Here is a 21727-nt window from a genome sequence, read left to right as displayed (position 1 = left end):
GCGGTGCGTACGAGATCAGTATGCCTCTACGACCTTCACCTCCTCCTCCGTGACCTCGCCCTCGACGATCCGGAAGGAGCGGAACTGGAAGGGGCCGGCGTCGTCGGTGTCCGCCGTGGAGACCAGGACGTAGTGCGCGCCGGGCTCGTTGGCGTAGGAGATGTCGGTGCGGGAGGGGTGGGCCTCGGTCGCCGTGTGGGAGTGGTAGATGACCACCGGCTCCTCGTCGCGGTCGTCCATCTCGCGGTAGAGCTTGAGCAGGTCGCCCGAGTCGAACTCGTAGAACGTGGGCGACATGGCCGCGTTCAGCATCGGGATGAAGCGCTCGGGGCGGTCCGAACCGGCCGGGCCCGCGACGACGCCGCACGCCTCGTCGGGGTGGTCCTTGCGGGCGTGCGCGACGATCCGGTCGACGAGGTCCTGGGTGATGGTCAGCATGTCCGTCAGGATAAGCGGGAGGGCCGCTCCGTACCGAGGCGTGGTACGGAGCGGCCCATATGCCGGACGCCGGAGGCGGGCGGTCAGCCGATCTTCTCGAAGTCCTGCGCGTCGCCCGCGGCGATCCGCGCGTTGCGGCTCTTGAGGATCGCCCAGCCGATGCCCAGGGCGGCGGCCCAGACGGCCATCACGTAGAGGCAGACGCGGGAGTCGGCGTCGGAGGCGATCAGGCCGGTGACGAAGAGCAGGAAGACGATCGCGACGTAGCTGCACTTCGAGCCGCCCGGGGCCGGGAAGGACGAGGCGGGCAGCCGGCCGGCCTCGACCGCGCGGCGGTACAGGACGTGGCTGACCAGGATCATCAGCCAGGTCCAGATGCCGGCCGCGGTGGCCACCGAGGTGACGTAGCCGAAGGCCTTCTCCGGGACGACGTAGTTGAGGACCACGCCGATGCCCATGAAGAGCACGGAGACGAGGATGCCGAAGGCGGGCGTCTTGGTCGAGGACAGCTTGGCGAAGGCCTTGGGGGCCTCGCCGCTGTCGGCCAGGTTCCGCAGCATGCGGCCCGTGGAGTACATGCCCGAGTTGCAGGAGGAGAGGGCGGCGGTCAGCACGACGAAGTTGACGATGCCGGCGCCGGCCGGGATGCCGATCTTGGCGAAGGCCTGGACGAAGGGGCTCGCGTCCGGCCCGAACTCGGTCCACTTCACCACGCACAGGATGACGGTGAGGGCGCCGACGTAGAACAGGGCGATGCGCCAGGGCAGGGTGTTGATCGCCTTGGGGAGGGTCTTCTCGGGGTCCTCGGACTCGCCGGCCGTGACGCCGACCAGTTCGACGGCGAGGTAGGCGAACATGACGCCCTGCAGGGTCATCAGGGACGCGCCGATGCCCTTGGGGAAGAAGCCGTCGAAGGCCCAGAGGTTGGAGACCGCGGCGGTGTCGCCGGCGCTGCTGAAGCCGAAGGTGAGTACGCCCAGGCCGATCACGATCATGCCGATCAGGGCGGTGACCTTGACCATCGAGAACCAGAACTCCAGCTCGCCGAAGAGCTTCACGGAGATCAGGTTGACCCCGAACAGGATCACCAGGAAGACCAGGGCCGTCACCCACTGCGGGACGGCCGGGAACCAGTAGTTGACGTAGATCGCGGCGGCCGTCAGCTCGGCCATGCCGGTGACCACCCACATCAGCCAGTACGTCCAGCCGGTGAAGTAGCCGAAGAACGGGCCGAGGAACTCGCGGGAGTACTCCGCGAAGGAGCCCGAGACCGGGCGGTACAGCAGGAGCTCGCCGAGCGCCCGCATGATGAAGAAGATGATGACGCCGGCGAGGGCGTACATGAGGATCAGGCTGGGTCCGGCCTTGGCGATGTTCGCCCCGGCGCCCAGGAAGAGGCCGACGCCGATGGCGCCGCCGATCGCGATCATCTGGACCTGGCGGCTGCCGAGCCCGCGCTCGTACCCCTCGCCCGGTTCCTCGGGGCCCTTCTCCGTGTCGACCTGCGCTGCGGTCATGTGTGGTGCGCCTTTCTCCATGCCGACCCGGGCCTCTCGTCGGCCGCGGACCGGGCCTCGATCCCCCCGGATGAATGGAGCTGGGCGGACTGTGCGGGCCCGCCCGTGCCTGGCCGGCGATCAACCGGCTCGGTGGCGCACCCGGCCGAACATTCGGGTGGTGTTCACCCGGGCGGTCGTGAAGATTTATCACGGCCGCAACAGTGACCGCCCGGGTGACATGTGGCGCAGCACACAAGAAGAAGTGGACAAAAGGGAACCGTGGCGGGCATAGGTGTCCGCCACGGTGATGTGATCGTTATCCGGATTTGAGCGTCCGCTGAGCGAACACAGAATCGTTACATATCGTGATTCGTCACGGCAGAAGTGTGGACACGAGGGTCTCCTGGAGCCCACCCAGCCACAGATACGCCATCACCATCGGCTTGCGCGGGTCCTCGTCCGGCAGCCGGTAGAGGAGGTCGGTGTCCTCCTCGGCCGCGATGTCCAGCCGGGAGCCGATCGCCAGGCGCAGGTCGTTCAGGGCGCCGAGCCAGCACTGGGACTGCTCGGGCGAGAGCTTGAGCACCGCCCCGCCGTCACCCCCGGAACCGATCTCGTCCAGGGTCCGGACCACCGCGAGGGCGTTCTCGCGCTTGCCGGTCCGCAGGTCGTTCTCGGTGTAGCGGCGGAACTCGGAGGAGTACGCCCGCTGCTCCTCGGCCTCCTTGGGCCCCGGAGTGCCCTCGGGGTCGCTGTAGGCGTCCGGGAACAGGCGCAGCAGAACGGGGTCGGAGGGCGGCTCGCTGGGACCCTCGGAGAACAGCTCGGCGAGCGGGTCGGCGGAGGCGTCCTCGGCGGGACCGGGGCCGATCAGCTCCAGGAGCTGGACGGCCAGCGACCGGATGATGGAGATCTCGACGTCGTCGAGGGCGACGGCCGCGCCGCCGCCGGGCAGCGGTTCGAATTGTCCGGGCATCAGGGGTATCGCCACTTCCGGTCCTGCGAGCGGGGTCGGGTCATTTCCGGTCCTGCTGGAGGGTGGCCCACAGGCCGTAGCCGTGCATGGCCTGTACGTCGCGTTCCATCTCCTCGCGGCTGCCACTGGAGACGACCGCCCGGCCCTTGTGGTGGACGTCCATCATGAGCTTGGTGGCCTTGTCCTTGCTGTAGCCGAAGTACGACTGGAAGACGTATGCCACATAGCTCATGAGGTTGACGGGGTCGTTGTGCACGATCGTGACCCAGGGGACGTCCGGCTCGGGGACGGCGAAGACCTCTTCCACCGATTCGGTGCGTTCGATCTCTACGGGAGCGGGTGACGTCACATGGCCCATGCTGCCACGCGGCCTAGAAATCGTCACACTGACGCAAATGGGGGTAGCATCTGTTGTCGTGCCGCGTACACCGGGGGACGGTCCCCGGACCCCCGGCCGACCTGGGGACACCGGAGAGTCATGGCGAGGAGAGCTTTCGTGGATGTAGCGGATCTTGGGCTGCCGGTGGATGTTCCCTCTACCGCGCTCTTCACGGACCAGTACGAGCTCACGATGCTGCAGGCGGCCCTGAAGGCGGGCACGGCCGAGCGGCACAGCGTGTTCGAGGTCTTCACCCGCAGGCTCCCGGAGGGGCGCCGGTACGGCGTGGTCGCGGGCACCGGGCGGGTGCTGGACGCCGTCGAGAACTTCCGCTTCGACGCCGACGTCCTCGGCTTCCTGCGGGAGAACGCCATCGTCGACGACGAGACCCTGGACTGGCTCGCCTCCTACCGCTTCTCCGGGGACGTCTGGGGCTATCCCGAGGGCGAGGTGTACTTCCCGGGCTCGCCGGTCATGCGGGTCGAGGGCTCCTTCGCCGAGTGCGTGCTCCTGGAGACCGTGATCCTCTCCATCCTCAACCACGACTCCGCCATCGCCGCCGCCGCCTCCCGGATGTCCTCCGCGGCCGGTGAGCGCCCGCTGATCGAGATGGGCGCCCGCCGCACCCACGAGCTGGCCGCGGTCGCCGCCGCGCGCGCCGCCTACGTCGGCGGCTTCACCACCACCTCCGACCTGGCGGCGGGCTTCCGCTACGGCATCCCCACGGTCGGCACCTCCGCGCACGCCTTCACCCTGCTCCACGACCACGAGCGGGACGCCTTCCAGGCCCAGGTGAACTCGCTGGGCCGGGGCACCACGCTGCTGGTGGACACCTACGACGTCGCCGAGGCCGTCCGCACGGCCGTCGAGGTCGCCGGGCCCGAGCTGGGCGCGGTCCGCATCGACTCCGGCGACCTGCTGCTCGTCGCGTACCGGGTGCGCCAGCAGCTGGACGAGCTGGGCGCCACGGACACCCGGATCATCGTGACCTCGGACCTCGACGAGTACGCCATCGCCTCCCTGGCGGCGGCGCCGGTGGACGCGTACGGCGTCGGCACCCAGCTGGTGACCGGCTCCGGGCACCCGACCTGCTCGATGGTCTACAAGCTGGTCGCCCGCGCCGAGTCCGCCGACCCGAAGGCCCCGCTGGTGCCGGTGGCGAAGAAGTCGTCCGGCGGCAAGACGTCCGTCGGCGGCCGCAAGTGGGCCGCCCGGCGCCCGGACGAGCACGGGATCGCGGAGGCGGAGGTCGTCGGCACCGGGCCGGTGCCGGGCGAGCTCGTCGACCACCAGCTCCTCGTCGAGCTCGTCAAGGGCGGCGAGGTCGTCGCCCGCGAGCCGCTGGACGTCGTCCGCGACCGGCACGCGGCGGCCCGCGCCAACCTGCCGCTGTCGGCGACCCAGCTGTCGCGCGGAGAACCGGTCATTCCGACGGAGTACGCCCATGGGCGCTCGGGTAGCTAGAGCGAGTGCGCCGCGATACGCCCCCGCGACGCCCCTCCCGAACGGCCCTTCGAGTCAATAGGCTCGGAGGCTCACCGGCCGGGCCCGCGCTCCTCCCATCGAGTCCGTCGACCCAGTCGTCCATAACCGAAGGACACCGACCATGCGCCGCGCCTTGATCGTCGTTGACGTGCAGAACGACTTCTGCGAGGGGGGCAGCCTCGCGGTGGCCGGGGGTGCCGACGTGGCCGCCGCCGTCACCGAACTGATCGGGCAGGCGGCCGGCTCCGGCTACCAGCACGTGGTGGCGACCCGCGACCACCACATCGCCCCCGGCGGCCACTTCGCCGACAACCCGGACTACGTCCACTCCTGGCCCGCGCACTGCGTGGCCGGCACCGAGGGCGTCGGCTTCCACCCGAACTTCGCCCCGGCCGTCGCCTCCGGCGCGATCGACGCCGTCTTCGACAAGGGGGCGTACTCGGCGGCCTACAGCGGCTTCGAGGGCGCCGACGAGAACGGCGTGACCCTCGCCGACTGGCTGCGCGCCCGGGAGGTGGAGGAGGTCGACGTCGTCGGCATCGCCACCGACCACTGCGTGCGCGCCACCGCCCTGGACGCGGCCCGGGAGGGCTTCCGGACACAGGTGCTGCTCGAACTCACCGCGGGGGTGGCCGGCGAGAGCACCGAGCGGGCGCTGGAGGAGATGCGCACGGCGGGCGTGGAGCTGACGGGCAAGCCGGTCGTCGCCTAACCGGTCCCGGGACCGGGACCGGGCAGCCCCCGCCCGGCGTCTACGCCGGGGCCGCGGGGCGCCTCATCAGGGCCCGGATCGGGTGCCACAGCTCCTGGATCAGCTCCGTGCCGACACCGTTGTCCGGTGCCGTGCGCCATATCAGGCCGTCCGGATGGTGCAGGACGGCGGTGATCTCGTCCGGGGTCGGTGGGCTCGCGTTGCCGCGCAGATAGACGGCTCGCATGCCCAGGTTGCGGAGCCTGGTCAGGGCCCGCGCCCGGTTCTGGGCGTGCACGAGGACGCGTACGCAGCCCGTGCCGTGGGCGGTGGGGCTGGGCAGGTTCAGCGCCACCACCACACTGCCGGTCGGCAGCTTGCAGAAACCTCCTACGGCCATGCGGTCACACCCCCGTGCGAGTCGACGTCACCATCAGTGTCAATAAGGCAGCCACAGGACGCACCTAAACACGATCGGCGGCGACCCGCCAGGGGGTCACCGCCGATCATGCTCTGACCTGCTAAAACATCGACTAATTCACTGACGGTCCGACTTGTAGGGTGATCGTCGAGCCGTTCTTCGGTTCCTTGGTGATCTTTATCCGGGTGTTGGTGTCAGTGACCTTGACACCGGCGAGCGGGGTCGACGCGTCGTAGTACGTCGAGGTGCCGTCGTCGAAGACCGGGACACCGGGACGCGACTTGATCTTCGTCGCGACGTCCGCGTTGTGGAGCTTGATCGCGTCCGTCCGGTACTGGCTGAAGGTCGAGTCGAAGGCCTGGATGCGGTTGCGCATCAGCGTGCCGTCGGACCACTTGAGCGGGGTCGGGTGGGAGTCGATCGGCAGGATCAGACCCTCACCGGGGTGCTGGCTGGTGTTGTCGTCGGCCTGGGAGGTGTCCCACTTCCAGATCAACAGGCCGTTCTGGTAGGCGTAGTGCTCCACCCAGTCCGGACGGGTCGTCGAGAAGCCGTAGTTGTACGGGCCGACCTTGAGGGTCTTGTCGTACGACACGTACTGGCGGTTCTCGGCGATGTAGTACTGCGGGTAGTCGTCCGTGATCGAGGCGCCGATGCGGGTGAAGCCGTTCGACGTCCAGGCGGCGTCCGCCGTCTCCGCGTTGTCGGAGAACAGGGTCGCGCCGTCGGCGGTCACCGTGATCCCGTCGGCCGCGAAGCCCTTCTGGGCCACGCCGCCGTCGGTGGCGTAGCGGAAGCGGAGGTCGACCTTCTGGCCCGCGTAGGCGTCCAGCGGGAACGTCAGCTTCTGGTAGGCGTCCACCGTGCCGGTGAGGGCGGGCTTGTCGCTGCCGTCGCGCGGGATGGCGGTGCCGTCGGCCAGAGTGCCGTCGATCGGCGTCCAGTTCGCGCCGTCGGTGGAGACCTCGGTGTAGAGGTAGTCGAAGTCGGCCTCGATGTCCCACCAGCCGTCGAGGGTCAGGGCCGCCGCCGACTTCCCGGTCAGGTCGACCGTGCGGGCCAGGGTGTTGCGCAGGTCGTCGCCGCTGCCGCTCCACCACTGGGTGGCACCCTCGGCGGGCGTGACCACCTCGTTGGTGACCTTTCGGTCGGGCAGTTCGACGATGAGGGCCTGCGGGTTCCTGGTGTTGTACTCCGCGACGCCCAGGGTGTGGCGGGACTTGACGCCGGCCTTGGCCACGTCGTAGTCGAGCCAGCCCAGTTGCAGCTTGTCCCAGGCGTTCATGTCGCCGGGGAGGTCGCCGATGGAGTCCTTGCCGGTGCCGAGCCAGGAACCGGACGACATCAGGGTCCAGAAGCCGGTGGAGTTCTCGCCGCCGCCGGAGGTGTCGTACTCGTCGGGCAGGCCGAGGTCGTGGCCGTACTCGTGGGCGTAGACGCCGAGTCCGCCGTTCTCCGGCTGGATGGTGTAGTCGCCGACCCAGATGCCGCTGTCGCCGATCTCGGCGCCGCCGAGCCTGTTGGTGTCCGGGCCGGTGGAGCCGGCGTCGGTGCCGAAGGCGTACCAGCGGTGGGCCCAGATCGCGTCCGCGCCCTGGGCGCCGCCGCCGGCGGACTCGTCCTCACCGGCGTGCACGATCTGGAAGTGGTCGATGTAGCCGTCGGACTCGTTGAAGTCGCCGTCGCCGTCGTAGTCGTAGCGGTCCCACTGGTCGAACTCGGCGAGTTCCGCCTTGATCTCGGCGGCCGTGGCGCCGGCCGCCTCACGCTCGGCGACCCAGGCGTTGACACCGTCCTGGACGGCGTACCAGGCGCCGGTGGCGGCGTCGTTGGAGCCGTAACGGGCCTCGTTGTAGGGGACCTTGACCCAGTCGGTGACCTCACCCTCGACCGAGTAGCGGCCCGAGGACTGCTTCTCGTAGTACTTCTTGAGCGACTCGGTCTTCTTGCCGGTGCCGAAGTACAGCTTCTGGAAGTGCTCCTGGTCGTAGTCCGCCTGCCAGGCCGTGCTGTTGTTCTTCCTGCGGTCGGGCTTGGCTATCTCGTTGTGCAGCGGGCCGACGGTGCCACCGTAGCGGCTGTCGATCTCCTCGCCGAACTCGACGAGGATCGTGAAGATCTTGTCGGTCTTCTCGCGGCCGAGCTCGACGTACTTGTCCTTGCCCTTGGAGCCCTTGAGTGCGACGACCTTCGAGCCGTCGCGGTCCTTGACCTTGGCGGCTCCGGATATGACCTGGTCGAGTGCCTCTTGACGCTGCGCCGCCTGCGTCTTGGACAGAGGGCCGTCGAGGTCGTGTTCCCTGCTCTTCGCCGGTTGCGGGTCGTGCCCGTCGACGGAGGCGGGGGCGGGGGCGGGGGCTGCGGCCGAGTCGGCCTGTGCCACCGCGAACGTGGAGAAGGTGGCGGTGGCCGCCGCGAGTGCCACCACGGTCGCGGCTGCTCTGAACTGCCAGGGTCTACTGGTCACTTACGTCTCTCCAGTGTAGTCAAGTGTCGGTATTTGACTAAAGGATGGAGAGAAAAGAAAGATCTTGACTTGGGCACGCCAATTGCATTATGCGGAGGTCGAGTTCACATTGCGGACACATGACGTTGGCCCGAACAGGCGCGCGGGCCCGTCCACTTCCTGGACGTCATGACTCCGTGCGCCCCCCGTGCTCCGGCACTGTTGGTCAGGTCACGCTTACCGTTCGTTCCGCTCGGGCATGCAGCCGATTAGAGTCGGTTGGCGGATCGCCCGGAAATCGGCGGAAAGCCAGGCCGACTCCCCCGTGTACCCCCACTTCCGAGGACACGATTGCCATGCCTCGTCCGACTGTCACGCCTCGCCCGACGGCCGCACAGCTCGCCTACGGTTCGTGCACCGTGGTCTTCTCGACGCTAGCCATGCTGCTGCTGTCACAGACGAGTTCGGGCGTGGGGATCGCGGTCATCGCCTTCTCGGCGCTCGCTCTGGGAGTGCTGGTGGCGATGACCGTGCCGATGCCCAAGCCCCGGCTGGTCGCGGTGCACCACCCCGCCGCACGAACGGAGACGACACAGGCGCCCGTGCCGGCCTCGGTCGCCTCGATGGCGGCCGAGCAGCCCGTGCACGAGCGCGCTGCGTCCTGAAGAACCTGGAACGAAGAGACTCCGTACGTCCGGTGGTGGTCAGCGGGTGCTGACCACCACCGTCTTTGCCGCCTTGTCGTGCAGACCCTGCTTGTAGGGCTTGTCGAAGAAGCTCCAGCCGCCCGAGATCGCGGTCCAGATGCAGGCGCAGCAGAAGGCGAACGGGATCCACAGCACCGCGGAGCGGATCAGCGTGCTCTGCACGGACGGCGTGGACCCGTTGTCCAGGTTGGCCACCCGCATGCCCAGCCACTTCTTGCCGAGCGTCTGCCCGGACTTGGTGATCATGAAGGTGTCGTAGCCGATGTAGAGCAGGGCGGCGACCAGGGACTGGCCGAGCGACTTGCCGTACTCCATGTCGTCGCCGTCCACGTTGTACTCGTTGACGCCGAACGCCCAGGTGAGCAGGCCGACGACGATGCCCACCAGGATCATGTCGATGATCCTGGCGAGCGTGCGCCGGCCGCTCTCGGCGAGTGGCGGCATGCCGGACAGCGGATCACCGGGGTAACCGGCACCGCCGCCGTAGGGGGCACCGCCACCCGGGGCCCCACCGCCGTAGGGGTCTCCTCCGCCGTACGGGCTGCCCGGTGGGGGCGGCGGCGGGCTGCCCTGCGGCGGCTGATCGCCGTACGGCGATCCCGAGCCCTCGCCTGGCGGGGGCTGCTTCCTGAACGGGTCGTCTTCCGGTGGCTGCTGACCGGAGCCGGGAGGCGGTTCGCTGCTCATGGCCCGAGTGGACCGCGAACCCTCCCGATCCGCATCCGGCGAGCGGCCGTCCGGGCTACCGAATCGTGTACGACCGCTGCCGTACGGCGTCCAGGCGTCAGGCCGCCGCCACGAACGTGTGGGCCGCCTTGTCGTGCCAGCACTGGCGCCACGGCCGGTCGAACAGGCACCAGGCGACGCCCACCACACCGATGCCGAGCAGGCCCGGCACGCTGTAGACCAGCCAGCGGCGCAGGGCGCCCCCGAAGGACGGCGGCTGGTGGCCCTCGATGTCCCGCACCTCCAGGCCGAACAGCTTCTTGCCGAGGGTGCGGCCCCACTTCGCGGTGGGCAGCGCCTCGTAGAGGACACCGACGACGAGCAGGACGGCGAGGACGATGCCGAGATAGACGGAGGTCGTGCCGTCGAGCAGCCAGACCGTCACGGTCTCGCCGGACAGCTTGGCCGCGTCGATCTTCTCGTTGACGTGGTCGATCGCCTTGGTGCCGAGCGGTACGGCGGCCCCGGCGGTGACGGCCCCGAGGACCAGGGTGTCCACCAGACGGGCGGCCAGCCGCTTGCCGAGGCCCGCCGGACGGGCCTCCGACTGACGCCGGGCGGCGGCCTGGAAGATGTCCTCCACCGGCGGCTTCCAGGGCGTGACCGGCTGCTCCTCGTCGGGCCCGCCCGCGAGCCGGTGCACCTGCTGCGCCCAGGAGGGCTGGCCGCCACCGGAACCGCTCGCCATCGGGGTGCCGGAGGCGGCGGCCTGCTGGGGTGCGGCCTGCTGCTGGGGTGCGCCGGACTGCTGGGGCACGCTCGGCTGCTGCGGGCCGGAGAGGGCGGTGGGGGCAGCACTCTGCGCGGCTGCCGGTGCGGCGCCCTGGGCCGCTCCCGAGGCGGCCGCGGCCGCCTTCCCGGCGCCGAAGCCGGGGCCGCCCGGTGCGGGCTGCGGACGGAGGCCCGCCGCCTCCGCGCCGGCCCCGGCCGCCGAGCCCGTGCTCCCCCGCTGCGCCCCGGCCGCCCCGTGCTGCTGTCCCGTGCGCGGGGAGAGCGCGCGGAAGGTCATGGTGCCGTCGTCGGACCGGGGTCCCGCGGGGCCCGGGATGCCGGCGCCGCCCGCCGGTCCGGTGGCCTCCGGCGCCGCGGACCCGGCCGTGGGACGGCGGAAGACGAAGGTGTTGCCGGAGTCGGCGCCGCCCCCCTCCGGCTCGGTCGGCGGGATCGTCGCCGTGCCGTCCGTCCGTGAGGAGCGGCCGTCGGGCCGGGCGGGGCCGTCACCGGACCCGCCGCCGGTGTGCGGCAGCCGAGGATCGGCGCCCTGGCCCTGCGGGGCGCCCTGGCCCTGCGGGGCACCTGGGTTCCGCTGGGCACCCTGCGGAGCGCCTTGCGGGGCCCCCTGGGCGCCCTGGGGAGCCTGCGGGGAACCCCAGGAGACCCGGCGGTCCTGGTCGCCGCCGAAGCCCGCCTGGTGCGAACGGTCGGCGCCCCAGGCGGACGCGGGCTCGGGCCGGCTGCCGTGCTGGGCGCCGGACGCGTCGACCGGGTCCTCGTCGAAGAAGTGCGGGCCCGTCTCCTCGACCGGAGCCGGGCCGTCCGCGGGCGGGGAGCCGGTCGGCGGGGCGAGCGGCGCGCCGTCCGCGGGGGCCGGGCGGCTGGTGCCCGGAACCCAGGCGGCACCGTTCCAGTACCGGACATATCCAGGAATGGACGGGTCCGGGTAGTACCCGTCACGGGGCCTGTCGTCGCCAGGGGCCGGGGTTGGGGCGCTCATGTCCGTCGTCCCGTATCTGCTCGGGGGTCGAATGGGGGTCTCCACATCTATCAGACCGGCGCAACCGGCACTGCCAGTCCCGCGTTACCCACGCCTTTCCGGGCAACCTCTTCCACGGACTTCTCACGTCCTGCTACGGCCCGGCCGCGGGCCCGCGGAAAAAGTTCCTCGAACCCGCGTAATGCTTCGGGCCCCTCCCCGCTCTCCACTCGTACGGGCCCACCGCAGGGCCCTGACGAAAGTCGCGAGAGAGGACGTACGACATGCACGCCACCGTGGTGGAGCGGGAGCTGGAGCTCAAACTCATCCTGTCGCCCGAGCGCAGCATCCCGGTCCCGGCCCTGCTCGGTTACCGGTCCGACGACCCGTACGCGGTCCACGTCACCTTCCACATCGGCTCCGACCACCCCGTGAGCTGGACGTTCGCCCGTGAACTCCTCGTGGAGGGGGTGTTCCGGCCGTGCGGGCACGGGGACGTGCGGGTGTGGCCGACGAAGGTCGCGGGCCGCGGTGTCGTGCTGATGGCGCTCAGCTCCCCCGACGGGGACGCCCTGCTGGAGGCCCCGGCGGCGCAGGTGTCGGCCTGGCTGGAGCGGACCCTGCGGGTGGTCCCCCCGGGCTCCGAGGTCGAGCAGCTCGGCATCGACGACGGCCTCGCCGAGCTGCTCGCCCCGACCCCCGGCTGTCACGACGACCTGTGGCTGCGCGACCCGTGGCCGTCGGACGAGTCCAAGGACGGGGAGTGAGAAGGCCGGGGAGCGAAGGGACGGGGAGTGAGGGGCCGGGCGGCGAAGGGCCGGGGGCCGGCTTTCGCGACGGGCCCCGGACGGGTCAGAACAGCTTGCCCGGGTTCAGGATGCCCAGCGGGTCGAAGGCCGCCTTGACCGCCCGCTGCATCTCCACTCCCACCGGGCCGATCTCGCGGGCCAGCCACTCCTTCTTCAGGACGCCCACGCCGTGCTCGCCGGTGATGGTGCCGCCTAGTTCCAGGCCGAGGGCCATGATCTCGTCGAAGGACTCGCGGGCGCGCCGGGACTCGTCGGGGTCCTGGGCGTCGAAGCAGACGGTCGGGTGGGTGTTGCCGTCGCCGGCGTGCGCGACGACGCCGATGGTGAGCCGGTACTTCTCCGCGATCCGCTCGGTCCCTTCGAGCATCTCGGCGAGCCGCGAGCGGGGCACGCACACGTCGTCGATCATCGTGGTGCCCTTGACCGCTTCGAGCGCGGTGAGGGACAACCGGCGCGCCTGGAGGAGGAGTTCGGACTCGGCCGCGTCGTCGGCCGGCACCACCTGGGTGGCGCCCGCGGCCTCACACAGCGCGCCGAGGGCGGCGAGGTCGGAGGCGGGGTCCGGGGTGTCGAAGGCGGCCAGCAGCAGCGCCTCCGTGCTCTCCGGGAGGCCCATGTTCGCGAGGTCGTTGACGGCCTTGACCGTCGTACGGTCCATCAGTTCGAGGAGGGACGGGACGTGGCCGCCCTCCATGATCCGGCACACCGCGTCGCAGGCGGCGGCCCCGGACGCGAACTCGGCGGCCAGCACCAGCTGTCGGGGCGGCTGCGGCCGGAGCGCGAGGATCGCCCGTACGACGATGCCGAGCGAGCCCTCGGAGCCGACGAAGAGGCGGGTGAGGTCGTATCCGGCGACGCCCTTGGCGGTGCGGCGGCCGGTGGACATGAGGCGGCCGTCGGCGAGGACGACGTCCAGTCCGAGGACGTACTCCGCCGTCACCCCGTACTTCACGCAGCACAGCCCGCCGGAGGCGGTGCCGATGTTGCCGCCGATCGTGCACATCTCCCAGCTGGAGGGGTCCGGCGGGTAGTAGAGGCCGTGTTCGTTGACCGCGCGGGAGAGCGTCGCGTTGATGACGCCCGGTTCGACCACGGCGATGCGGTCGACCGGGTTGATCTCCAGGATCCTGTCCATCTTCGTCAGGGACAGCACGATGCAGCCGTCGGAGGCGTTGGCCGCGCCCGACAGGCCCGTGCGGGCGCCCTGCGGGACGACCGGGACACGCAGTTCGGTGGCGGTGCGCATGACGTGCCGGACCTGTTCCACCGTGCGCGGCAGGACGACGACCGCGGGGGCGCCGGCTGGGCAGAAGCTGGCCATGTCGTTGGCGTAGGAGGCCGTGACGCCCGGATCGGTGAGGACGGCCTCGGCGGGCAGACCGTCGAGGAGACGGTCGAAGAGGGTGCCGGTCGTGTGGTCACGCGGCGCTTCGATACGGCTCATGATCACAGCTTGGCACCGGGGGCCATCGGTGTGAACCCCGTGTACGGCAGCCGCCGCATGCCGGGGTGTGGTCGTCGTATTGACGCACAGTGAACGCCATGGAGAACCAAGAGGAGGCTCCCGCGCGGGCCCCGAAGCCCCGGGGCAGGCGGGTGCTGATCGCCTCCGTCGCCGGGTGTGCCGTGCTCGGCGGGGTGCTCGTGCTGCTGCCCTGGGAGCGGACGGCGCCCCGGGCTCCCGCGCCGGCCCCGGGGGCGCAGGCGCTGACGGCGGTGACCGCGGGGGTGCCGGCCTCGCTGCCCGATCTGGCGGTGCTGATCGGGCAGCGGGAGACCCGGCTGCGGGCGCATCCACGGGACGCGCGGTCGTGGGCGGTGCTCGGGTCGGCGTATGTGGAGCAGGGGCGGCGGACCGCGGACGCCGGGTACTACCCGAGGGCCGAGAAGGCGCTGCGGACCTCGCTCGGTGTGGAGGCGAAGGGCAACGTCCGGGCACTCGGCGGTCTGGCCGGCCTCGCGAACGCGCGCCGGGACTTCCGGGCGGCGCGCACCTGGGCGGAGGCGGCCCGGAAACTGCGGCCCGAGCGGTGGACGACGTATCCGCCGCTCATCGACGCCTACACCGGCCTCGGCGACTACAAGGCGGCCCACGCCGCCCTCGAACGGCTGCTGGAGCTGCGGTCGGGGCCGGCCGTGATGGCGCGGGCCGCGGGGGTGTACCGCGACCGGGGGTGGCGGGAGGACGCCGCCGCGCAGCTCGCGGACGCGGCGGCGGGCGCCGAGGCGCCGGCCGAGCGGGCCGCGTATCTGGAGCGGGCCGGGCAGCTGGCCTGGGAGCGCGGCGACCGTGAGGACGCGCTGCGGCACTTCCAGGAGGCGGTGCGCGTCGACCCCGACCAGCGGGCCGCGCAGGCCGGTCAGGGGCGGGCCCTGGCCGCGCTGGGCCGCACGACGGAGGCGCTGAACGCCTACCGGGTGGCCCTCGCCAAGCAGCCCTGCCCCCAATACGCGCTGGAACTGGGTGAGTTGTACGAGTCGCTGGGCCTGGGGCAGGCCGCGCGGGTGCAGTACGACCTGCTGCGGGAGCGGGTGCGCGGCGCGGCCGTGGGCGGGGCCGACGAGGAGCTGGTGCTGGGGCAGTTCGAGGCGGACCACGGTGAACCCCGGTCGGCGGTACGGCGGTTGCGGACCGAGTGGGCCCGGCAGCCGGGGATCGCGGTGGCCGACGCGCTGGGCTGGGCGCTGCACCGGGCCGGGGAGCACGAGGAGGCGCTGGGTTTCGCCGTGCGGGCGACGGACAGGGCGAGGGGCGGCGGGGTGCGCAGCGCGCTGTTCGCGTACCACCGGGGCATGATCGAGCGGGAGTTGGAGCGGTACGGGCCGGCGCGACGGCATCTGGAGGAGGCGCTGCGGATCAACCCGTACTTCTCGCCGGTCCGGGTGCGGGAGGCCCGGGCGGCGTTGGCGGAACTGGGCGAGCCGTCGGTGGAGGAGCTGCCGGTGGAGGAGGTGCCGGCGATGGACGCGAAGGCCGGGGGGCGGGAGCGGTAGGGGCTCAGCTCCGGGGCTTGTAGAAGACCGAGAACCTGCGGGCCCCCACCGTCCCGGAGGCCAGCCCCACGCACAGCCACGGTTGGGGTCGGCGGCGGATCGCGATGCCCTCGGGTTCGCGGAAGTCGAGCGAGTGGCCGGCGCCCGTGCGCCGCCGCTGGACCAGCGCGCCGGTGCGGATGTCGAGGCAGGAGAGGTACGTGTTGCCGTGCCCGGCGGGCGGGTTGGTGGTGTCGTCGTAGGCCGTGCCCGCGAGTTGGTAGAGGTGGTCGCCGTACAGGGCGTAGCCCTGGAAGGGGATCGAGGGGTCGGGGTGCGCGCCGGACTGGGGGAGGTCGGCGACCGGGTGGTCGTAGTCGCGGGCGGTGAAGGCGTCGAGGTCCCAGACGCGGTAGCGGGGGCGGCCGGCGGTGCGGTAGCGGACGGCGATGCGGTTCGAGGCCTCGCAGACCGAGGGCTGGTTGTTGGTGGACCCGGGGATCGGCTTGCGGATCCTGACGTCCTCGCGGGTGCGGACGGCGCCGTCGGCGAAGCGGAAGCGGGTGACGCCCTGGCCGTAGCCGCCCTGGGAGTCGGCCTCGGTCCAGATCCAGACCTGGCCGTCGGCGGCGTTCTGGATGCCCAGGCTGACGCCGTGTCCGAAGCCGTGCAGGTACATGTGGCCGAGGTCGTCGCCGTCGTAGTCGAGCCGGGTCAGGCACAGGTTGCCGGCGTCGGCGCCGCCCCGCCGGACCTGGAGGGCGTAGAGGTGCCGGTGGGTCTCGTCGAAGGCGAAGGACTGCAGGACCGTGGACTCCCGCAGGGTCGCCTTCTTCCACAGCCAGCGGACGGCCGGCGTGGCCAGGTCGATGCGTTCGTCCACGGTTCCCCCGTTGTGCCGGCGGGAGTTCAGCCCCTGTCGGCCTACAGGTTGCCCCGCTTCTCCTGCTCACGCTCGATCGCTTCGAAGAGCGCCTTGAAATTGCCCTTGCCGAAGCCCATCGAACCGTGCCTCTCGATGAGTTCGAAGAAGACGGTCGGGCGGTCCTGGACGGGCTTGGTGAAGATCTGCAGAAGGTAGCCGTCCTCGTCGCGGTCCGCCAGGATCTTCAGCTCGCGCAGCGTCTCGACGGGGACGCGGGTGTCGCCGACCCACTCGCCGAGGGTGTCGTAGTACGAGTCGGGGGTGTCGAGGAAGCGGACACCGGCCGCGCGCATGGTCCGTACCGTCTCGACGATGTCGTTGGTGTTGAGGGCGATGTGCTGGACGCCGGCGCCGCCGTAGAACTCCAGGTACTCGTCGATCTGGGACTTCTTCTTGGCGAGGGCGGGCTCGTTGATCGGGAACTTGACCTTGAGGGTGCCGTCCGCGACGACCTTCGACATCAGCGCGCTGTACTCGGTGGCGATGTCGTCGCCCACGAACTCCTTCATGTTCGTGAAGCCCATGACCTTGTTGTAGAAGCCGACCCACTCGTTCATGCGGCCGAGTTCGACGTTGCCGACGCAGTGGTCGATGGCCTGGAAGGTGCGGTGGGCCGGGGGTTCGACGAGGGGCGCGGCCTTCTCGAAGCCGGGGAGGTACGGGCCGTCGTAGTCCGTGCGCTCGACCAGGGTGTGGCGGGTCTCGCCGTAGGTGGCGACGGCGGCGAGGACGACCGTGCCGTGCTCGTCCTTCACCTCGTGCGGCTCGGTGACCGGGCGGGCGCCGTGCTCGATGGCGTAGGCGTACGCGGCGCGCGCGTCGGGGACCTCCAGGGCGAGGTCGATCACGCCGTCGCCGTGCTCGGCCACGTGCTGGGCGAGGAAGTGGCCCCAGGGGGTGGCGGGCCGGATGACGGAGGTGAGGACGAAGCGGGCGGAGCCGTTGGTGAGGACGTAGCTCGCGGTCTCGCGGCTGCCGTTCTCCGGTCCGGAGTAGGCGACCAGTTTCATGCCGAAGGCCGTGGAGTAGTAGTGCGCGGCCTGTTTGGCGTTGCCCACGGCGAAGACGACCGCGTCCATTCCCTTGACCGGGAAGGGATCGGCCTGCCGGGCGGTGTCGGGAGTGTGGTGTGTGGTCTGGGTCATGTGGGAAGCCTGGTCCCACCTCGCAAGGTGCGCAATAGTTCGCGTAACTGCTGGACAATATGTGCAGTCGTACGGCGGCCTCGGCGGCCTTTCTGTACAGGATGACCACCGTGGAGGTCCGGGTATGGCGATCGATCATCTGGACGGGCGGATCATCGTGCTGCTGGCGCGGGAGCCGCGGATCGGGGTGCTGGAGATGTCCCGGCGGCTGGGGGTCGCCCGGGGCACGGTGCAGGCGCGGCTGGACCGGCTTCAGTCGAATGGCGTCATCCGCGGATTCGGTCCGCAGGTGGACCCGGCGGCCCTCGGCTACCCGGTGACCGCGTTCGCCACGCTGGAGATCCGACAGGGGCAAGGGACCGACGTACGGGCGCACTTGGCGACCGTGCCGGAGGTGCTGGAGCTGCACACCACCACCGGCAGCGGGGACATGCTGTGCCGGCTGGTGGCGCGCTCGAACGCCGATCTCCAGCGGGTCATCGACCTGGTTGTCGGTTTTGATGGGATCGTCCGGGCCGCCACCGCGATCGTGATGGAGAACCCCGTTCCGCTGCGGATCATCCCGTTGGTGGAGCAGGCGGCGGAGGACCCGGAGAACACCTGGCGACCGAACCTGGGGTGAGCGTCCGTGAACTTCTGGGAGTACCTGGGCAACCGCCACCAGCAACTGCTGGCGGACGCCTACCAGCACGCGAGTGCCGTCTTCCAGTGCATGGTCGTGGCGACGCTGATCGGCGTGCTGATCGGGGTCGTGACCTATCGGAGCGAGTGGGCGGGCAACCTCGCGACGATCAGCACCTCCACCATCCTCACCATCCCCTCCCTCGCGATGATCGGTCTGCTCATCCCGGTCGTCGGCCTGGGCGTCCCGCCCACGGTGATCGCGCTGACGCTCTACGGACTGCTGCCGATCGTGCGCAACTCCATCGTGGGGCTGCGCGGCGTCGATCCCTCGCTGGTGGACGCGGCGACGGGCATCGGGATGTCCAGGGTGATGCGGCTGGTGCGGGTCGAGCTGCCGCTCGCGTGGCCGCCGATCCTGACCGGGATCCGGGTCTCGACGCAGATGCTGATGGGGATCGCGGCGATCGCCGCCTACGCCTCCGGTCCCGGCCTCGGCAACGTGATCTTCCAGGGCCTGGCCTCCCTGGGCAGCAAGAACGCGCTCAACCAGGTGCTCGCGGGCACCCTCGGGATCATCGTGCTGGCCCTGCTGTTCGACGCCGTGTACGTCCTGATCGGACGGCTGACCATTCCCAGGGGGATCCGTGCCTGAGACAGCGACCTCCGGTGCCTCCATCGAGTTGGAGAACCTCACCAAGCGGTATCCGGGCAGTCCGCAGCCGGCCGTGGACAACGTCACCATGGAGATCAAGGCGGGCGAGCTGGTCGTCTTCGTCGGTCCGTCCGGCTGCGGGAAGTCCACGACGCTCAAGATGATCAACCGGCTGATCGAGCCGACCGGCGGCCGGATCCGCATCGACGGCGAGGACGTCACCCACATGGATCCGGTGAAGCTGCGCCGGAAGGTCGGGTACGCGATCCAGTCGAGCGGGCTGTTCCCGCACATGACGGTCGCGCAGAACATCGCGCTCGTCCCGAAGATGATCGGCTGGCCCAAGACCCGGATCCGGAACCGGATCGAGGAGATGCTCGACCTGGTCGGCCTCGACCCCGGGGAGTTCCACGGCCGCTATCCGCGCCAGCTCTCCGGCGGCCAGCAGCAGCGCGTGGGCGTGGCGCGGGCGCTGGCCGCCGATCCTCCGGTGCTGCTGATGGACGAGCCGTTCGGCGCGGTCGACCCGATCACCCGCGACCACCTCCAGGACGAGCTGATCCGGCTCCAGCACGAACTGCACAAGACGATCGTCTTCGTCACCCACGACTTCGACGAGGCGATCAAGCTCGGTGACCGGATCGCCGTCCTGCGCGAACGCTCGCACATCGCCCAGTTCGACACCCCGGAGGCGATCCTCACCAACCCGGCGGACGACTTCGTGTCGGGGTTCGTCGGGGCGGGGGCGGCCCTCAAGCGGCTCAACCTCACCCGCGTACGGAACGTGGAGATCACCGACTACCCGACGGTGACCGTGGACGACCCGCTCCAGGAGATCTTCAACCGGCTCCGCTCCAGCGGCACGAACGAGATCCTGCTGCTCGACAAGCGGGGCCGCCCCTACAAGTGGCTCAGGCGCGGCGACCTGATGCGTGCCAAGGGCTCGCTGGCCCGCGCCGGGACGCTGGTGCACGACACGGTGACCCGGGACGCCACCCTGCGGGACGCGCTGGAGGCGGTGCTCACCGACAGCTCCGGGCGGGTCGTGGTCACCGGGCGGCGCGGCGAGTACACCGGCGTGGTCGACATGGAGACGCTGATGAACTCCGTGCAGGAACTGCTGGAGGCGGACCGCCTGGAGGCGATGGAGCACCAGCACGACCTGGAGGAGCTGCGGGCCACCCGGACGCATGCCGAGCAGGAGGGCGCCGGAGGGGGGAACAAGGCGTGAACACCCCCGAGTCGGACGAGCGGGACGTGAAGGACCGGGACGACGGGGAGGAGCTGGGCGAGCAGGCCGAAGGCCCGCCGCCGGCGCCGGACTCCCTGAAGCCGCGTATCACCTGGCAGAAGCTGACCGTCCTGCCCGCCGTCCTGGTCGCCGTGCTGCTGGCGACCTGGCTGTGGTTCCGGCAGGCGGACCTCGACTCGATCTCCGAGAACGCGCTCTCCGGCGGCCAGGTGTCGAAGGCGTTGTGGCAGCACATCGAACTCACGGCGATCTCCACGTTCTTCGTGCTGATCATCGCGATCCCGCTGGGCATCCTGCTGACCCGCACCGCGTTCCGCAAGGCGACCCCGGTGGCGATGACCTTCGCCAACACCGGCCAGGCGACCCCGGCGATCGGTCTGCTCGCCCTGCTGGTCATCTGGCTCGGCACCGGCATGAATGCCGCCCTGATCGGCATCATCATCTACGCCGTCCTCCCGGTGCTGTCGAACACCATCGCCGGCCTGGAGGCGAACGACCCGACGCTCCTGGAGGCGGCGCGCGGTATCGGCATGTCCCCGCTGGGGGTCCTCGGAAAGGTGGAACTGCCGCTGGCCGTCCCGCTGATCCTGGCCGGCGTCCGTACCGCGCTCGTCCTGAACGTCGGTACGGCGACCCTGGCGACCTTCGGCGGGGGCGGCGGCCTCGGCGTACTGATCACGACCGGCATCACCAACCAGCGGATGCCGGTGCTGGTGCTGGGCTCGATCCTCACGGTCGCCCTCGCCCTGCTGGTGGACTGGTTGGCCTCGCTGGCCGAACTGCTGCTGCGGCCAAGCGGGTTGGAGTCGGGATCATGAGGCGGCGTACGTGTCTGCTGTTGGCCGGGGTGCTGGTGTCGGCCAGCGCCTGTGGGCTGACCAGCGGCTCCCCGATCGTCGACGACGTGAAGCCGGGCTCGATCGGCAAGGGGCTGCCGCTCGACGGCGCCGATCTCACCGTGACGTCCAAGGAGTTCACCGAGCAGCTCATCCTCGGCGCGATCATGGGTATCGCCTTCGAGGCGGCCGGCGCGGACGTACTCGACCGCACCGGCATCCAGGGTTCCGTCGGCGCCCGCGAGGCGGTCAAGTCCGGTGACGCGGACGGCATGTACGAGTACACGGGCACCGCCTGGATCACCTACCTCGGCAACAGCGAGCCCATCCCCGACCCGCTGGACCAGTGGCGGGCGGTGCGCGACGCCGACCGGAAGAACGGCCTGACCTGGCTGCCCCCGGCCTCCCTCAACAACACCTACGCGCTGGCGATGAACCAGGCCCACTCCAAGAAGTACGGCACGAAGACCCTCTCCGAGGTCGCCGCACTGTCCAAGAAGGACCCGGGCGCGGTGACGCTGTGCGTGGAGAGCGAGTTCGCCAACCGGGCGGACGGGCTGCCGGGCATGGAGAAGGCCTACGGCATGGACATCCCGGCGAAGAACATCACGCAGATGGACACCGGGATCATCTACACCCAGGCCGCGAAGGGCAGTTGCACCTACGGCGAGGTCTTCACCACCGACGGGCGCATCAAGTCCATGAACCTCGTGGTGATGCGGGACGACAAGAAGTTCTTCCCCAACTACAACGCGGCCCCCGTGATCAACACGAAGGCCCTGAAGAAGTGGCCGGCCATCGCGGAGGTCCTCGACCCGATCACGAAGAAGCTGGACAACGCGGTGGCGCAGGAGCTGAACGCGAAGGTGGACGTGGACGGGGAGGACGCGCATCAGGTGGCGCTGGACTGGCTGAAGAAGGAGGGGTTCGTCAAGGAGGGGTGAGTGCCTGGGCGAGCGCCCGGGGTGAGTGACTGGGATGAGTGCCCGGCATGCCCGGCACGCTCGGCAGGAAAGGCAAGTTACAAAGACTCCGTTGCAAAGATAGCTT

At 70.4% G+C, this 21727-nt stretch carries 21 protein-coding genes; 10 read left to right on the top strand and 11 right to left on the bottom strand.

The window, feature by feature from the left end:
* Positions 1 to 15: 15 nt before the first annotated feature.
* The 4 genes from ACZ5VD_RS00555 to clpS all read right to left on the bottom strand — a co-directional run bounded on the left by ACZ5VD_RS00555 (position 16) and on the right by clpS (position 3271).
* Entirely contained in the window at positions 16 to 438 is a 423-nt protein-coding gene (locus tag ACZ5VD_RS00555) for a M67 family metallopeptidase (RefSeq protein ID WP_468552945.1), read from the bottom strand.
* Positions 439 to 521: 83 nt separating this feature from the next.
* A complete protein-coding gene (locus tag ACZ5VD_RS00550) occupies positions 522 to 1955 on the bottom strand; it encodes an amino acid permease (RefSeq protein ID WP_468679814.1) in 1434 nt (477 codons plus the stop codon).
* A 355-nt stretch (positions 1956 to 2310) separates the two neighbouring features.
* Positions 2311 to 2913 (bottom strand): DUF2017 domain-containing protein, encoded by a 603-nt coding sequence (locus ACZ5VD_RS00545; protein ID WP_468552943.1) that lies wholly within the window; start codon positions 2911 to 2913, stop codon positions 2311 to 2313.
* Between the two features lie 40 nt (positions 2914 to 2953).
* The gene (clpS, locus tag ACZ5VD_RS00540) at positions 2954 to 3271 is read right to left on the bottom strand and encodes an ATP-dependent Clp protease adapter ClpS (protein ID WP_468552942.1); all 318 of its coding nucleotides are present in this window, start codon (positions 3269 to 3271) and stop codon (positions 2954 to 2956) included.
* A gap of 138 nt (positions 3272 to 3409) precedes the next feature.
* On the opposite strand from clpS, the gene ACZ5VD_RS00535 reads away from it, so the two are divergent.
* Positions 3410 to 4756, top strand: a complete 1347-nt coding sequence (locus tag ACZ5VD_RS00535) for a nicotinate phosphoribosyltransferase (protein WP_468552941.1) — start codon at positions 3410 to 3412, stop codon at positions 4754 to 4756.
* Positions 4757 to 4898: 142 nt separating this feature from the next.
* Entirely contained in the window at positions 4899 to 5489 is a 591-nt protein-coding gene (locus ACZ5VD_RS00530; RefSeq protein ID WP_468679812.1) for an isochorismatase family protein, read from the top strand.
* A 40-nt stretch (positions 5490 to 5529) separates the two neighbouring features.
* On the opposite strand, the gene ACZ5VD_RS00525 is transcribed toward ACZ5VD_RS00530, so the two are convergent.
* Both ACZ5VD_RS00525 and ACZ5VD_RS00520 read right to left on the bottom strand, forming a co-directional pair.
* A complete protein-coding gene (locus ACZ5VD_RS00525) occupies positions 5530 to 5868 on the bottom strand; it encodes a hypothetical protein (protein WP_468552939.1) in 339 nt (112 codons plus the stop codon).
* A gap of 133 nt (positions 5869 to 6001) precedes the next feature.
* Entirely contained in the window at positions 6002 to 8356 is a 2355-nt protein-coding gene (locus ACZ5VD_RS00520) for an immune inhibitor A domain-containing protein (protein WP_468679810.1), read from the bottom strand.
* A 335-nt stretch (positions 8357 to 8691) separates the two neighbouring features.
* On the opposite strand from ACZ5VD_RS00520, the gene ACZ5VD_RS00515 reads away from it, so the two are divergent.
* On the top strand, positions 8692 to 9000 hold the full coding sequence (locus ACZ5VD_RS00515; protein WP_468679808.1) for a hypothetical protein: 309 nt from the start codon (positions 8692 to 8694) through the stop codon (positions 8998 to 9000).
* 39 nt (positions 9001 to 9039) lie between these two features.
* Here ACZ5VD_RS00515 and ACZ5VD_RS00510 read toward each other — a convergent pair whose 3' ends face one another.
* Entirely contained in the window at positions 9040 to 9729 is a 690-nt protein-coding gene (locus tag ACZ5VD_RS00510) for an RDD family protein (protein ID WP_468552936.1), read from the bottom strand.
* A gap of 97 nt (positions 9730 to 9826) precedes the next feature.
* Positions 9827 to 11482, bottom strand: a complete 1656-nt coding sequence (locus tag ACZ5VD_RS00505; RefSeq protein ID WP_468679806.1) for an RDD family protein — start codon at positions 11480 to 11482, stop codon at positions 9827 to 9829.
* A 263-nt stretch (positions 11483 to 11745) separates the two neighbouring features.
* Between ACZ5VD_RS00505 and ACZ5VD_RS00500 the strand changes: the two genes are divergently transcribed.
* Entirely contained in the window at positions 11746 to 12228 is a 483-nt protein-coding gene (locus tag ACZ5VD_RS00500) for an SsgA family sporulation/cell division regulator (protein WP_468552934.1), read from the top strand.
* A gap of 85 nt (positions 12229 to 12313) precedes the next feature.
* Here the strand turns inward: ACZ5VD_RS00500 and ACZ5VD_RS00495 are convergent, their stop codons facing one another.
* Complete coding sequence (locus ACZ5VD_RS00495; RefSeq protein ID WP_468552933.1) at positions 12314 to 13720, bottom strand: FAD-binding oxidoreductase; 1407 nt, start codon at positions 13718 to 13720, stop codon at positions 12314 to 12316.
* Between the two features lie 92 nt (positions 13721 to 13812).
* Here ACZ5VD_RS00495 and ACZ5VD_RS00490 point away from each other — a divergent pair, with 92 nt between their 5' ends.
* On the top strand, positions 13813 to 15264 hold the full coding sequence (locus ACZ5VD_RS00490; protein WP_468679804.1) for a tetratricopeptide repeat protein: 1452 nt from the start codon (positions 13813 to 13815) through the stop codon (positions 15262 to 15264).
* A gap of 4 nt (positions 15265 to 15268) precedes the next feature.
* Here the strand turns inward: ACZ5VD_RS00490 and ACZ5VD_RS00485 are convergent, their stop codons facing one another.
* Both ACZ5VD_RS00485 and hppD read right to left on the bottom strand, forming a co-directional pair.
* On the bottom strand, positions 15269 to 16126 hold the full coding sequence (locus ACZ5VD_RS00485; protein WP_468679803.1) for a phage baseplate protein: 858 nt from the start codon (positions 16124 to 16126) through the stop codon (positions 15269 to 15271).
* Positions 16127 to 16167: 41 nt separating this feature from the next.
* Positions 16168 to 17313: a 4-hydroxyphenylpyruvate dioxygenase gene (hppD, locus tag ACZ5VD_RS00480; protein WP_468552930.1), complete on the bottom strand. Its 1146-nt coding sequence runs from the start codon at positions 17311 to 17313 to the stop codon at positions 16168 to 16170.
* A gap of 124 nt (positions 17314 to 17437) precedes the next feature.
* Between hppD and ACZ5VD_RS00475 the strand changes: the two genes are divergently transcribed.
* The 5 genes from ACZ5VD_RS00475 to ACZ5VD_RS00455 are packed head-to-tail and all read left to right on the top strand — an operon-like array spanning position 17438 to position 21621.
* The gene (locus ACZ5VD_RS00475) at positions 17438 to 17935 is read left to right on the top strand and encodes an Lrp/AsnC family transcriptional regulator (RefSeq protein WP_468552929.1); all 498 of its coding nucleotides are present in this window, start codon (positions 17438 to 17440) and stop codon (positions 17933 to 17935) included.
* A gap of 6 nt (positions 17936 to 17941) precedes the next feature.
* Positions 17942 to 18589 carry an ABC transporter permease gene (locus ACZ5VD_RS00470; protein ID WP_468552928.1) on the top strand — a complete coding sequence of 216 codons (648 nt, stop codon included), beginning with the start codon at positions 17942 to 17944 and terminating at the stop codon, positions 18587 to 18589.
* Positions 18582 to 19820, top strand: coding sequence for a betaine/proline/choline family ABC transporter ATP-binding protein (locus ACZ5VD_RS00465; protein WP_468552927.1), 1239 nt, complete (start codon positions 18582 to 18584; stop codon positions 19818 to 19820). The genes ACZ5VD_RS00470 and ACZ5VD_RS00465 overlap by 8 nt, the downstream gene beginning before the upstream one ends.
* Positions 19817 to 20659, top strand: coding sequence for an ABC transporter permease (locus ACZ5VD_RS00460; RefSeq protein WP_468679801.1), 843 nt, complete (start codon positions 19817 to 19819; stop codon positions 20657 to 20659). The genes ACZ5VD_RS00465 and ACZ5VD_RS00460 overlap by 4 nt, the downstream gene beginning before the upstream one ends.
* A complete protein-coding gene (locus ACZ5VD_RS00455) occupies positions 20656 to 21621 on the top strand; it encodes a glycine betaine ABC transporter substrate-binding protein (protein WP_468679799.1) in 966 nt (321 codons plus the stop codon). Before ACZ5VD_RS00460 ends, ACZ5VD_RS00455 begins: the two co-directional genes overlap by 4 nt.
* Positions 21622 to 21727: the final 106 nt, after the last annotated feature.

This window comes from Streptomyces sp. NPDC032822 (assembly GCF_055578825.1).
Note: the sequence above shows the minus strand (reverse complement) of the source record. Positions and strands in the feature narration are given on the sequence as shown.

Excerpts from the sequence above, each read along its gene's own strand:
- ACZ5VD_RS00555 (WP_468552945.1), bottom strand. The coding sequence starts at position 438 with ATGCTGACCATCACCCAGGACCTCGTCGACCGGATCGTCGCGCACGCC.
- ACZ5VD_RS00550 (WP_468679814.1), bottom strand. The coding sequence starts at position 1,955 with ATGACCGCAGCGCAGGTCGACACGGAGAAGGGCCCCGAGGAACCGGGC.
- ACZ5VD_RS00545 (WP_468552943.1), bottom strand. The coding sequence starts at position 2,913 with ATGCCCGGACAATTCGAACCGCTGCCCGGCGGCGGCGCGGCCGTCGCC.
- clpS (WP_468552942.1), bottom strand. The coding sequence starts at position 3,271 with ATGGGCCATGTGACGTCACCCGCTCCCGTAGAGATCGAACGCACCGAA.
- ACZ5VD_RS00530 (WP_468679812.1), top strand. The coding sequence starts at position 4,899 with ATGCGCCGCGCCTTGATCGTCGTTGACGTGCAGAACGACTTCTGCGAG.
- ACZ5VD_RS00525 (WP_468552939.1), bottom strand. The coding sequence starts at position 5,868 with ATGGCCGTAGGAGGTTTCTGCAAGCTGCCGACCGGCAGTGTGGTGGTG.
- ACZ5VD_RS00515 (WP_468679808.1), top strand. The coding sequence starts at position 8,692 with ATGCCTCGTCCGACTGTCACGCCTCGCCCGACGGCCGCACAGCTCGCC.
- ACZ5VD_RS00510 (WP_468552936.1), bottom strand. The coding sequence starts at position 9,729 with ATGAGCAGCGAACCGCCTCCCGGCTCCGGTCAGCAGCCACCGGAAGAC.
- ACZ5VD_RS00505 (WP_468679806.1), bottom strand. The coding sequence starts at position 11,482 with ATGAGCGCCCCAACCCCGGCCCCTGGCGACGACAGGCCCCGTGACGGG.
- ACZ5VD_RS00500 (WP_468552934.1), top strand. The coding sequence starts at position 11,746 with ATGCACGCCACCGTGGTGGAGCGGGAGCTGGAGCTCAAACTCATCCTG.
- ACZ5VD_RS00490 (WP_468679804.1), top strand. The coding sequence starts at position 13,813 with ATGGAGAACCAAGAGGAGGCTCCCGCGCGGGCCCCGAAGCCCCGGGGC.
- hppD (WP_468552930.1), bottom strand. The coding sequence starts at position 17,313 with ATGACCCAGACCACACACCACACTCCCGACACCGCCCGGCAGGCCGAT.
- ACZ5VD_RS00475 (WP_468552929.1), top strand. The coding sequence starts at position 17,438 with ATGGCGATCGATCATCTGGACGGGCGGATCATCGTGCTGCTGGCGCGG.
- ACZ5VD_RS00455 (WP_468679799.1), top strand. The coding sequence starts at position 20,656 with ATGAGGCGGCGTACGTGTCTGCTGTTGGCCGGGGTGCTGGTGTCGGCC.